This is a genomic window from Listeria cossartiae subsp. cayugensis (genome assembly GCF_014229095.1).
GTDB classification, from domain to species: Bacteria; Bacillota; Bacilli; order Lactobacillales; family Listeriaceae; genus Listeria; species Listeria cayugensis.
Genome location: NZ_JAARZC010000001.1, coordinates 776,495 through 789,184 on the forward strand (window position 1 = coordinate 776,495; position 12,690 = coordinate 789,184).

Consider the following 12,690-nt stretch of genomic DNA (forward strand, 5'->3'; position numbering starts at 1 on the left):
AAAGTGAAGAATAGGTTAGCTTATATTTTTAATGCGTTTTTTATACTTATTTTTGGTTACTTACTTTGCATAAGCATTTTTAAACCGCAAGATATCAGTTTTAATCATCCGAGTATATTTATTATTTTTAGTGCTGCGGCGCTTTTAGTTCTTATTGGGCTTTACCAGTTATCTACGAGATTGAATACAAAAGGAGATGGTGTAATAACCATCTTTTTGGTGAGTTTGATTATATTAACACAAATATATTTGCTGTTCTCCTTACAAATGGACTCTTTTGCGGATGCATTTGTCATCAAAGGTGAGGCCCTCAATATGTTAGCTAATGGTGGGCATGCAACGGAGCAAAATTATTTTTTAATGTATCCTAATAATGTATTTATAACGATTATTCGCTATTGGTTATACTCGTTCGGAGGGACACTTGGTATTACTAATACGTATTTAATAGAAAGTGTTTTCTTATTTATTTGTATGAACATAACGATATTCGTATTGTTTTGGATTGTTCGTAAAGAGAATGGTAACAAGTTTGGAAATATTTATTTATTGATTGTGCTATTTTGTGTACCGTTACTTGGTTATATTTGGTATTTTTATACGGATACACTAGTATTACCTTTTACTGCACTCATTGCGCTATTTTATTACTTATATACGAAAAATAATAAGTGGTGGTACTTTATTATTATCGGGCTGTTGTTTGCGATTGGGTATCAGATTAAGCCTAATATAATTATTCTGCTTCCGGCAATGCTTATTCATCTTTGTTTTATACGTAACTGGCGAAAAATTATTTTGAATACTGTCGTTTTACTTATTTGCTTTTTCAGCTTGAGCACAGCTTTCACCCCAATTGCAGAGAGTTATGGCTTTGAGAAAGATTCAACGATAGAATTTCCACAAACGCATTGGCTTATGATGGGCCTTGGTGATCCTGCGGGCCGTTATAATAGAGAAGATGTAACTTACACCTCTGAATTTAAAACAAAAGAAGAAAAAGAAGAAGCTAATATCGAAAAAATTAAAGAGCGAATTGAAGAACATGGGCCACTGGGCTTATTGAAACTTTTTGATAATAAAGTGTTAAATACTTGGACGGACGGGACGCGTGCGTATACATGGTATATTAATTCAGCACTTGACTATCCTGCGCCATACGATTATTTCTTTGGAGATAAACGTGTTGTAACAGAATTGCCTGCTCAGATGTTCCATATTATCAATTTATTTTTAATTTGTTTAGGTGCTTTGCGTTTTTATAAGAAAAGGGAATTCGATATGTCCTTTTTCGTCAATATCGCACTCGTTGGTGTTTGGCTGTTCCATTTATTTTGGGAAGCAAATCAACGTTATATCATGTTTATCACACCACTGATGATTTTGTCCTCTATCTATGGATTTAAATTTATAGTAGAATCATTATATACGAAGAAATTTGACCTGAAAAAAGGACTTAGAAAAGGCTTTTTAATTGTTACTTTTGTTGTATTCTTGCTGAGTACAGTCATTTTTGCCTATATCGGAAATACAGTTGCAGGGCAAACGCAGGATGTTAGTAAATATCTTGTAAAACAAAGCTATGCCCATGTCGAACTTGCCGTCAATAGTAAGCAAATTGTTAAGCAAACTTTTGAAGCTGATGAAGCATTCAATACGGTTCAATTAGCTATTCTAAAAGCACCTTACATGGATAGTAAATATCGAATAAAGATAATTAATAAGAAGAATAAAAAAGAAGTTTACAATGAAGTAATAGATGGCTCAGAATTTGTAGAGGCTGAAAATTATACTGTCAATGTAAACGAAAAGCCAAAAGGCAAAACAGAATATGTTATTGAAGTCTATCAAGTAGAAAATAAAAACCCTAAAGAACCGTTGATTTTAGGTACTTATCTATCAAAAACAGTTGATCTTTACCCTTACGGAGCGCTTTACATTAAAGGCAAAGCAAGAGAGAAACAAGATATTGGCTTTAGTGTTTCGAACGTTGCTTCTGAGCCGATAATACCGAAATATGTATCTATTATGCTTGATTTAGGTGTTATAATTATTTTTGCGGGAACATATTATGTGTTTAGAAGAAAAGCAGAAGACAATGGATGACATATATTTTGAATTGGGGAGAGTCTATAAATGAACATTGATTCAAATAATAACATCGAGAAGAATCGAGAAGCTGGAATTAGTATCATTATCCCACTTTATAATGTGGAAGAAGTAATTCTGGAAACACTCGGAAGCATTCATGAGCAGACATTTGACATGTACGAAGTTTTATTAATTGACGATGGTTCGACTGATAAAACAATAGAGATGGTAACGGAATATATAGCGGATAAACCGAAATTCAAGTTGTATACACAACCAAATGGTGGACCAGCTTCGGCTAGAAATCATGGCTTACGACTGGCAAATAGAATGTATATTTGTTTTGTAGATAGTGATGATATTATTCCGAATTACGCATTGCAACTTATGTATGATGGGGCAATTTCCACTGGTTCAAAATTAATTACTGGTGCGACGAAGCGATTTAATTCTGAGGACGAATGGTTTATTCCGATGCATATTCAATATAATATTGCGAAACCGGGGCTAAAAACATTGCTGAAAAATCCGGAATTGTTTTATTCGATTGGTCCTTGTGCCAAGTTATACCATCATTCTTTAATAGATGGTGTGTTTTTCCCTGAGAATATTCGTTATGGTGAAGATCAACCATTTGTTTTACATGCTTTATTGCAAGCAGAAAATATTTATACAGTGGAGAAAGTGGTTTATTACTACCGTTTACGTGACGGCGAATCGCAATCTTTAACGCAGTCTGTCAATAAAGACCCAATTCGCATTTTAAAATCTGTTTTCCAAATTTTTGACTACGGGGAAGCAGAGTTACTGAAAAATAATACCGAATATGAAGTCGCGTTAAAATACTATCAACGCGTATCGAGCATTGAGTTATGGGGTGCTTTGAGAGCGGCTATCGAAAGCAAGAAAAGCGAAAATCAAAAAATTGCGTTTACGATGACGTTAGATTGGTTGAAAACAAAATCAGATGACTTCCTAAACATTATCCCTTCGTTTAGATATTTCTTATTGTTTAGTAGTATTGAGCGCGTTCGTTACATTACGAAAGATAACAAAGAAAACTATCGCCAACTGATTAGCTATTTATGGGGAAGACAAGGCGAAGAGGCTAAAATCGCATTTAGAAAAACGTATCCCGTCCATATGAAAGCTGCTTTACAAATTATCGAAAATAATAACTGGCGTGATGCACGTAAAATCTCCTTTAAGTTTATTATTCGTCGTCAATTTAAAGCACCTATTTTAATTCGCAAAATAAGTAGAGGAATTATTTTTAGAATTGCTACTTGGATGCCGCGTAAAAAGGATCAAGTAATTTTAGCTACAGAACGTAGTACGAGTTTAGAAGGTAATTTATTAGCTATTTATGATTACATGTTTTATAACAATATGCCGCAAAAAGTATATGTGTTTTTAAAGAAAAATCGTAATTGGTTTGAAATGTTCCAGTTGTACTATGCGTTAGGGCGGACTAAAACGATTGTACTGGACGATTATTACAACAAAATTTATGGTTTGAAGTTTAATAAAAAAACACATGTTATCCAATCATGGCATGCGACAGGTGCTTTCAAGAAGTTTGGTTTTAGTGCGATGGAAGGTACCGACGCCAATACCGAAGAATTTGAAACACGTGCCCATTCGCCGTATACAGATGTGCTTGTTAGTTCGGAAGGTATTGTTCCTGAATATATGGAAGCCTTTAGAAAGCAAGCTAATCAAATTAAACCAATTGGTGTACCAAGAACTGATGTGTTTTTTGATCAAGAATATGTGGACTATACGAAAGAAAAATATATGAAAATGTATCCGCAACTACGTGATAAAAAAGTGTTGCTTTATGCGCCAACTTTCCGCGGTGGACCGAATGAACGTTTTAATTATAGCGTTATACTCGATATTGCTGCTTTGAAAAAAGAGCTTGGTGATACGCATATTCTTATTTTGAAATTCCATCCTGTTATTAAAAACGTGTCCTTTAACGTGGATGAAGATGATCCATTTATTTTAGATTTAACATTGAATAATGATATTAATGATCTGATGTTATTCAGTGATGCGCTTATTACAGACTATTCTTCGGTAATTTTCGAGTTTAGTTTGATGAATAAACCTATTTATTTCTTTGCTTATGATATTGATGATTATTTGGATGAACGTGGCTTTTATTTTGATTATAAAGCAACTATTCCGGGTGAAGTATTTAAAGATACGCCATCGCTAATTAGTTCCATTAAAACTGGAAAATATAATTATGATGAGCTGGAAGTCTTTAAGAAAAAATTTGTTGGAAGCTTAGACGGCAATTCAACGAAACGTTTTGTAGAGACGTATATTGGAAAAGCGGATGAGGAAGTGAAAGATTTATGAGCATAGTAGTAGAACAACTCGTTATAAAAGATACTAGTGAAAGATGGGGAAGTCCTTATCTTTTGGAGCAAATAAAAAGTAATCTTGCTACTACAAAAGCTGATTTTGTGATGGTCTGTTCAGAAATCGAACAAAATATTCTTTCGCAAATACAAGACTATATTGCTCGTTTTCCTGTTAATATGTCTGGTGCAGATATTCACTTATTTAACCAAAATCCTGTTTTTGTCCAACATCTACGCAAATTACCGAATGAAGATAGTTATGAAATGACAGATACGCTTCAATTTTTAGAGGAGGCTATTCCGAGTCCAACGAGCACTTATTTAGAACGTGACCCTCATGTGTTGTTAGAAGAAGTAGGGCAATATATTTTATATAATGTTACTTTTTTGAAGGCATACTTTGGAAAAGCGGAAGCAGGGCAGCACTTAATCGATGTCTTTCATCAAGCTAATATGGTTTGGAAACATAGTATTTTGGAAGAAACGCCGAAAAATGAAGCGAAAATAAAAATTCCGGATGATTATTTAATAAGTGATATGGTCGATTGTTGGTCCTATTATAGAAACTTAGAAAATAATTACACAACGTTAAATTTAGCTTTACTTGATTTTGATAAGAACTTATTTAATTATTTGATTCGGACAAAATTAGGACCAATTTTCCAACAGAAATTATTGGCGGGAGATTTAGCGAAAGCGACAGATGCACTAGAGGCATTGACTGCTTTTCTAGAAGCAAACAATAAACGACTTGTGAGTGAACTGGTTTCGCTAGGCTACTTTTATATACAAGTTCCGGTAAAAGAATATCCGATTTGGAGCAGCAACAAACCATTTGGAACAGCATATTTAAAATTCTTAAAAGTGCTTTTTGAGAAAATGCATTATCAAACGAAACAATATAACTTAGCTTTTTATAGACGAACTACCAATGCGGTATATAAGGCGGTTGGTTTGAATTCGTTAAAACCAATTGAGAAATGCCATAAACTGTATTTTTAAATGAGTTCAAAAAAAGAAACGACAACGTGTTGTCGTTTCTTTTTTTATTTATCGTTTTCGTGAATTTGTTTGTGTAAATCATCAATTAGTTTTTTTACATCATCTTTAATTTCAGGATGTTTTAAAGCGAATTGCATGGTTGTTTGAATGAAGCCAAATTTATCACCAACATCAAAGCGTTGACCTTCGAAGTCGTAAGCAAAAACACGTTGCACTTCATTTAAACTATTGATGGCATCTGTTAATTGGATTTCGCCGCCAGCACCTGGTTCTTGCGTTTCTAGGAAGTCGAAAATTTGTGGTGTTAATAAGTAACGTCCAAGAATTGCCAGGTCAGATGGTGCTTTGTCTGGATCTGGTTTTTCAACAAATCCTTTTACATTGTATAAGTTTTTGTCGTACTCGTTAATTGGATCAATGATACCGTAGCGATATGTTTCTGCGTGAGGGACTGTTTGTACGCCGATAACAGAACTATGTGTTTTTTCGTATTGATTCATTAATTGTTTCGAGCAAGGTGTTTTGGATTCTACAATGTCATCACCTAACATAACAATAAATGGCTCATTTCCGACGAAACCTTTTGCTTGAAGGATGGCATCACCTAGTCCTTTTGGTTTTGCTTGACGAATAAAGTGCAAATTAATGTTCGTTGTTTGTTCTACTAGATGTAACAATTCAAGTTTATTTTTTTCTCGTAGATTGTTTTCAAGTTCAGGCACGGAATCAAAGTGGTCTTCGATAGCGCGTTTTCCTTTGCCTGTTACAATTAAGATGTCTTCTATACCTGATGCCACTGCTTCTTCCACTATGTATTGAATAGTTGGCTTATCCACGATTGGTAAAATTTCTTTAGGCATTGCTTTTGTAGCTGGTAAAAAACGAGTTCCTAAACCAGCAGCTGGAATTACAGCTTTTTTTACTCTCATATTTAATAATCTCCTTCTAATCTAAAATATATATAGACCCACCTAATTATACGCTATCTAGCTTTGGATTTACAAGTTTTTAACGGTTATGTGCATAAAATAGCAAGTTTTTACAAAGGGTCTCATTAAAATACATAAAGGCGCAGATCGAAGCTAGTTTGTTATGCAAGTTTTATGTTATAATGTAACAGGTCAATATAAAAAACAGTTAAAGGAGATTAGAGGATGATATACGCTCAAATTTTAGCTGGAGGAAAAGGTACGCGAATGGGTAACGTTAGCATGCCAAAACAATTTCTACCTCTAAATGGTAAACCAATTATTGTTCATACCGTTGAAAAATTTATTCTAAATACTCGATTTGATAAAATTCTTATTTCCTCACCGAAAGAATGGATGAACCACGCTGAGGATAATATTAAAAAGTATATTTCTGATGATCGTATTGTTGTTATCGAAGGCGGAGAAGACCGCAATGAAACAATTATGAATGGTATTCGTTTCGTGGAAAAAACATATGGCTTAACAGACGATGATATTATCGTAACGCATGACGCTGTTCGCCCATTTTTAACACACCGAATTATTGAAGAAAATATAGATGCTGCACTGGAAACTGGAGCTGTAGACACTGTTATTGAAGCACTTGATACAATCGTTGAATCAAGCAATCATGAGGTGATTACAGATATTCCTGTGAGAGACCACATGTATCAAGGTCAAACACCACAAAGCTTCAATATGAAAAAAGTATATAATCATTACCAAAATCTAACAACCGAGAAAAAACAAATTCTAACAGATGCATGTAAAATTTGTTTGCTTGCTGGCGACGATGTGAAATTGGTTAAGGGTGAAATTTTCAACATTAAAATTACGACACCTTACGATTTAAAAGTAGCTAATGCGATTATTCAGGAGCGGATAGCCAATGATTAATCAAGTATATAGACTTGTGTCAGAGAGACAGTTTGAAGTTGCCAATGTGGACGAATCACTAACTGATGATGTGGTTGTTGTTAGACCCACTCATTTATCTATTTGTGCGGCAGATCAACGTTACTATACAGGTTCTAGAGGAAAAGAAATGTTATCTAAAAAACTTCCAATGGCGCTTATTCATGAAGGCGTTGGCGAAGTTGTTTATGATGCCACGAAAGAATTTAAACCGGGAACAAAAGTTGTCATGATTCCAAATACACCATTTGAGAATGATCCAGTCATTGCTGAGAACTATTTACGTTCGAGTAAATTCCGTTCCAGTGGTTATGACGGATTAATGCAGGATTATGTGTTCATGCGTCGTGATCGCGTGGTTGCATTGCCGGATGATATTAATATGAAAGTAGCTGCTTTCTCAGAGCTGATTTCCGTGGCAGTTCATGCTATTTTACGTTTTGAAGGAAAAAGTAATGCTAACCGGGAATCGTTCGGTGTATGGGGTGATGGAAACTTAGGTTTTATCACATCCTTACTATTAAAAAATTGGTATCCAGAAAGCAAAGTTTACATTTTTGGGAAAACACCTTATAAATTAGACTTCTTTTCTTTCGTTGATGGCGCCTTTGCGATTGATGATGTACCGGCTGATTTAGTCATTGATCAAGCATTTGAATGTGCTGGAGGAATGGGTAGTCAGTATGCGGTAAGTCAAATTATCGATGTCATTAAGCCAGAAGGAACGATTTCCTTACTAGGTGTTTCTGAGTATCCAATTGAATTTAATTCACGTATGGTGCTTGAAAAAGGACTTACAGTTTACGGAAGTAGCCGTAGTGGTCGCGTTGATTTTGAGAAAACGGTCGAGTTTTTATCAACGAACAAACGTGGCGTCGAATATTTACAAAATCTTGTTGGGGAAGTTCATACAGTTCATTCCATTCAAGATGTAATCGAAGCATTTGAAGCTGATTTACGCAGTCCATGGGGCAAAAGCGTTATGGAGTGGAAGATATAATAAAACATTGGGGAGTTTAGGCTATAAGCTGATGAATTTGTTTGCTAAAGTAGATTTAGGAAGCAAGAAATCGAAGTACAGTATTCGGTTGTCATTTGCGGGTATCCTTAACTTCCCAGCTTTTATATGGAGAGGGAAAAAGAATGAAATTTGCGATTATAATGCCTTTTTATAATGTGGAGAAAAGATTAGCATTATCCATAGATAGTATAATAAAGCAGTCTTACAGCTTTTTGAAGCATGTTGAAGTACTGCTTATTAATGATGGAAGTACGGATGGAAGTGGCGCTATCGCAAATCGTTATGCTGCAAAATATCCGAACAATATTCGTGTGTTGACCGTTCCTAATGGTGGGCCGGCAAAAGCACGCAATATCGGAATACATAATGTAAGCGAGGGTACGGATTTTGTTGGCTTTTTAGATGCAGATGATATCATGTCTGGCAATACGCTAGCAAGTATTGTTGCATTTCTAAATGAGTCTGATGTTCCTATGCTTGTGCCAGCTTTTTATTACTTAGATGACTTTGGTAAGAAACAAAAAATTTCACCACATAAATTAAATTACCGTTTTGCAAATGGAAATCGAGTTGCTGATATCGAAAAAGAACCACAAGCAATTCATTTTTATATTGGCGGTACTTTTTTGCGTTATGATTGTTTGAAAGAATTTGCTTTTGATGAGTCGCTTTATTTTGCGGAAGATCAGCTGTTAATTACGCAGTTTTTATTGAAAAATCGGCACTATGGGTTGATTGCGGATGCGGGTTATTATTATTATCGTGATTTGCAGCAAAAAGGTTCGTTAGTAAGTTCGTCTTGGAAAAAATCAGAGAGATATACGCCGTTTTTGCAGAAAGTATATCAAACTTATTTAACCGACTCGAAAGAAATATTTGGTAAGGTGATTCCATATGTGAAGTATCTAATTGCGTACCATGCGAAATTATTTTTTTATAAAGAGAATACTTATTTCCGGGAAGTGTTGAGTGAAGCGGAGCAAGAAATTTTTGTGCGGGAGTTGCAAAAGATATTGCAGGAAGTCGGAGCTAGTACGATTATGGAACTCGACACACCTCTCGTAGTTAAAGAAATGATGTGCTCGATTTTACGAAATGGCTGGCCGCTGCAATTCGAAACGACTGAAAAACAGGATATTCCACTTGTGACAGTGAAAGAAAATTATCGTATCAGCAAAACAGTCGCGATTGAATTACTCCTAGAAGAAGCAGATATTCATGATGGCAAATGGATTGCTCGCACGTCTTTCAAAGAACTGCCAGCTCGGTTAGTTAAACGAAAAGTAGATCAAACTATTTGGGATATCGTTGTTAGAGAACAAGGCACGATAGAAAAAGCGGTATTTAAATTAAAACCTTATCAAACGAAAGCGCGTCTTTTTTATCAAGATGAGGAAAAGGAAACGCATATCGCGGACATCAATATCGTAAGTAGCATTTTAGGGAAATTAAAACGCAATCGAGCGTTAAAGCGAAAGTTTAAACAGGGGGGAGTATCCTGATGAAATTAGTGCAAAAAGTGTATTATTTGTTATTTAGGTTAGTGGGATTTTTACCACGAAAAAAAGAGCTGGTAATGTTTGAGAGCTTTTCAGGTAAGCAATATAGCTGTAATCCACGAGCTATTTTTGAATATATGGAGGAACATAATCCGGAGTATGAACTTTTGTGGAGTGTTAATCCGAAGTATGTCGCTTTATTTGAAGCACATGGGGTTCCTTACGTGAAGCGTTTTTCTGTTAGCTGGTTGTTTAAAATGGGGTTGGCGAAGTACTGGATTTCCAATAGTCGACTTCCTCTAGAGCTGCCAAAACCGAAAAAAACGATTTATGTGCAAACTTGGCATGGGACACCTTTGAAAAAATTAGGTGTGGATATTGATGAAGTGCATATGCCAGGACAAACGACAGAACAATACAAAGCTGATTTTGTGAAGGAAGCACAAAAGTGGGATTACTTAATTTCTCCCAATGCTTATTCTAGCGCGATTTTTAGACGGGCGTTTGGATTTACTGGTGAGATGATTGAGTCGGGCTATCCGCGGAATGATATTTTATTTAGTGAAGATAAAGAATTGAAAATCGCGAACATCAAAAAAGAATTAGCACTTCCTGAAGAAAAGAAAGTTATTTTATATGCGCCAACATGGCGAGATAACGATTTTTATGAAGCTGGGAAATACAAATTTGACTTGAAAATCGATATCGCAAAAATGCAAGAAAAGTTTGGCGATGAAATTGTATTACTTGTACGCATGCATTATTTAGTTGCGGAACATTTTGATTTTGCGCAGTATGGTGACTTTGTCCGCGATGCTTCAAACCATGAAGATATTCGCGATTTATATTTAGTGAGTGATTTGTTGATTACTGATTATTCTTCTGTATTTTTTGATTATGCGAATTTACAGCGCCCTATGTTGTTTTATACGTATGATTTGGCGGAATATCGTGATACGTTACGCGGCTTTTACTTTGATTTTGAAAAGAATGCTCCTGGTCCGCTTGTGGAGACGAATGAAGAATTAATGAGCGAACTGGAAAAAATGCTTGAAAATCCACCTAAAATAGAAGACAGCTTTTTGGAGCAGTTTTGTACTTGGGAAGATGGCCATGCAGCAGAGAAAACAGTGAAAATCGTTTTTGCTGAAAAATAGGTGGTGGGAATATTGAAAAAGATAGCGATTTATATTTATATGCTTGCTGTTAAGGTAACCGGTTGTTTAGCGAGGATTTTTCCAGTTAAGCCAAAAGTTGTTTTTTTAGTAAGTTTTTCGGAAAATCCCACTGCTATTTTGAAACAGATGAAAGAGATGCAAGTGACGCCAAACACAGTTGTTTTCTATGATCCACGGGTGGATGTGACGGATTGGTCATTTGATTTTATACAGTTGAAACCGAAAAATATCGGGCATTTTTTCTCGTTGATGTTTCATATGAATACCGCGAAAATTGTCATTACTGATAACTATTTTGTGGAATTAGCTGGACTAAAAGAGCGGCGAAATGTGACTTGTGTTCAAATTTGGCATGCGAATGGGGCTTTGAAGAAATTTGGCTGGGAAGATAAGGCTGCACAAAAAAGAAGTGCTTCCGATAAGAAGCGATTCCAAGCAGTCTACCAACGTTTTTCGAAAGTGCTTGTTGGATCCGACGAAATGGCCATGATTTTCCAAAAATCCTTTTTGCTTGATGATTCGCACATGTTGAAATTAGGCGTTCCAAGGACGGATAATTTTTTCAACCAACAACAATTGAAGGAGAATTCGGACTGGACGCATGAAAAATTAAAGCTTTCTGATAAAAAGAAATTATTATATGCGCCAACTTTTCGAGACGGGGAGCTACATAGCACGCACTTGCATTTAGATATTGCAAAAATGAAACAAGCACTCGGAAATGAGTACCAATTAATTTTAAAATTGCATCCGTCTATGAGTAATGATTTAACAAAGGTGGATGATGATTTTGTTGTCTACGCTGATAAAGAAACGCCGATTGAGACGATACTGCCAGTGGTGGATATTTTAATTACTGATTATTCATCGATTCCATTTGAATTTGCATTACTGGAAAAACCGATGCTCTTTTTCACGTATGATTTGGAAGAATATGATCAAGCTAGAGGGCTGTCAGATGGCTTTTTAACAACAATTCCCGGCCCTTATGTTGCTACGACAGAGGAACTAATTCAAGTAATTCAAGAGGAAGCCTTTGATATAGAAACAGTTCGTGCTTTCGCTGCGAAATGGAATAAATATTCAGATGGATATTCTAGTGAGCGCTTCGTTTCCTTTTTAAAAGAACAGCTGGAAAAGTAGGGCTGCTAACAAGTAGAGAAATTTTTGTTTTCTTGATATACTACTAAAGAAAGTAGGTGGGCTGATGAAGAAAGTAATTACATATGGCACATTTGATTTAATTCACTGGGGGCATATTCGCTTATTAGAGCGAGCAAAAGCTTTGGGTGATTACCTTATTGTAGCCATTTCAACAGATGAATTTAATCGGATCAAACACAAAGAAGCATACCATAACTTTGAACATCGCAAATTAATTTTAGAGGCGATCAAATATGTCGACGAAGTGATTCCAGAAAGTAACTGGGAACAAAAATTAGAAGATGTAAAAAATCGTGATATTGATATTTTTGTGATGGGTGATGATTGGGAAGGCGAGTTTGATTTCTTAAAACCGTATTGTGAAGTGGTTTATTTACCACGTACAGATGGTATTTCCACATCCAAGATTAAAGACGATTTAAAATAGTAGTAGCACAAAACAGGCGGGCCGATAATGTTCAATCATTAGGTGGT

Annotated in this window: 10 protein-coding genes; 9 read left to right on the forward strand and 1 reads right to left on the reverse strand. The window is 35.5% G+C overall.

Translation table 11 applies throughout. The features are described 5' to 3' along the window. The first annotated feature begins 3 nt into the window (after positions 1 to 3). From HCB49_RS03965 to HCB49_RS03975, 3 genes are read left to right on the forward strand one after another with little or no spacing between them, the layout of a single operon-like run. Positions 4 to 2,106, forward strand: a complete 2,103-nt coding sequence (locus HCB49_RS03965; protein WP_185604163.1) for a glycosyltransferase-like membrane protein — start codon at positions 4 to 6, stop codon at positions 2,104 to 2,106. A 30-nt stretch (positions 2,107 to 2,136) separates the two neighbouring features. Further along, positions 2,137 to 4,461: a bifunctional glycosyltransferase/CDP-glycerol:glycerophosphate glycerophosphotransferase gene (locus HCB49_RS03970; protein ID WP_185604164.1), complete on the forward strand. Its 2,325-nt coding sequence runs from the start codon at positions 2,137 to 2,139 to the stop codon at positions 4,459 to 4,461. Next, positions 4,458 to 5,468, forward strand: coding sequence for a hypothetical protein (locus tag HCB49_RS03975; RefSeq protein WP_185604165.1), 1,011 nt, complete (start codon positions 4,458 to 4,460; stop codon positions 5,466 to 5,468). Before HCB49_RS03970 ends, HCB49_RS03975 begins: the two co-directional genes overlap by 4 nt. A 44-nt stretch (positions 5,469 to 5,512) precedes the next feature. On the opposite strand, the gene galU is transcribed toward HCB49_RS03975, so the two are convergent. Continuing rightward, entirely contained in the window at positions 5,513 to 6,397 is an 885-nt protein-coding gene (galU, locus tag HCB49_RS03980) for a UTP--glucose-1-phosphate uridylyltransferase GalU (protein ID WP_185480132.1), read from the reverse strand. A gap of 225 nt (positions 6,398 to 6,622) precedes the next feature. Between galU and HCB49_RS03985 the strand changes: the two genes are divergently transcribed. The 6 genes from HCB49_RS03985 (at position 6,623) to tagD (ending at position 12,643) form a co-directional block, all read left to right on the forward strand. Continuing rightward, complete coding sequence (locus HCB49_RS03985; RefSeq protein ID WP_070037598.1) at positions 6,623 to 7,336, forward strand: IspD/TarI family cytidylyltransferase; 714 nt, start codon at positions 6,623 to 6,625, stop codon at positions 7,334 to 7,336. After that, positions 7,329 to 8,354, forward strand: coding sequence for a ribitol-5-phosphate dehydrogenase (locus HCB49_RS03990; protein ID WP_185480131.1), 1,026 nt, complete (start codon positions 7,329 to 7,331; stop codon positions 8,352 to 8,354). Before HCB49_RS03985 ends, HCB49_RS03990 begins: the two co-directional genes overlap by 8 nt. Before the next feature lie 143 nt (positions 8,355 to 8,497). Continuing rightward, positions 8,498 to 9,877 (forward strand): glycosyltransferase family 2 protein, encoded by a 1,380-nt coding sequence (locus HCB49_RS03995; protein WP_185604166.1) that lies wholly within the window; start codon positions 8,498 to 8,500, stop codon positions 9,875 to 9,877. Further along, positions 9,877 to 11,031: a CDP-glycerol glycerophosphotransferase family protein gene (locus HCB49_RS04000; protein ID WP_185604167.1), complete on the forward strand. Its 1,155-nt coding sequence runs from the start codon at positions 9,877 to 9,879 to the stop codon at positions 11,029 to 11,031. Before HCB49_RS03995 ends, HCB49_RS04000 begins: the two co-directional genes overlap by 1 nt. Positions 11,032 to 11,043: 12 nt before the next feature. Next, a complete protein-coding gene (locus tag HCB49_RS04005) occupies positions 11,044 to 12,195 on the forward strand; it encodes a CDP-glycerol glycerophosphotransferase family protein (protein WP_185604168.1) in 1,152 nt (383 codons plus the stop codon). Positions 12,196 to 12,259: 64 nt separating this feature from the next. Beyond that, entirely contained in the window at positions 12,260 to 12,643 is a 384-nt protein-coding gene (gene tagD / locus HCB49_RS04010) for a glycerol-3-phosphate cytidylyltransferase (RefSeq protein WP_008947464.1), read from the forward strand. Positions 12,644 to 12,690: the final 47 nt, after the last annotated feature.

What these genes read in the sequence shown, in the direction of transcription:
- HCB49_RS03970 (WP_185604164.1), top strand. Translation starts at nt 2,137, where the DNA reads ATGAACATTGATTCAAATAATAACATCGAGAAGAATCGAGAAGCTGGA.
- HCB49_RS03975 (WP_185604165.1), top strand. Translation starts at nt 4,458, where the DNA reads ATGAGCATAGTAGTAGAACAACTCGTTATAAAAGATACTAGTGAAAGA.
- galU (WP_185480132.1), bottom strand. Translation starts at nt 6,397, where the DNA reads ATGAGAGTAAAAAAAGCTGTAATTCCAGCTGCTGGTTTAGGAACTCGT.
- HCB49_RS03985 (WP_070037598.1), top strand. Translation starts at nt 6,623, where the DNA reads ATGATATACGCTCAAATTTTAGCTGGAGGAAAAGGTACGCGAATGGGT.
- HCB49_RS03990 (WP_185480131.1), top strand. Translation starts at nt 7,329, where the DNA reads ATGATTAATCAAGTATATAGACTTGTGTCAGAGAGACAGTTTGAAGTT.
- HCB49_RS03995 (WP_185604166.1), top strand. Translation starts at nt 8,498, where the DNA reads ATGAAATTTGCGATTATAATGCCTTTTTATAATGTGGAGAAAAGATTA.
- HCB49_RS04000 (WP_185604167.1), top strand. Translation starts at nt 9,877, where the DNA reads ATGAAATTAGTGCAAAAAGTGTATTATTTGTTATTTAGGTTAGTGGGA.
- tagD (WP_008947464.1), top strand. Translation starts at nt 12,260, where the DNA reads ATGAAGAAAGTAATTACATATGGCACATTTGATTTAATTCACTGGGGG.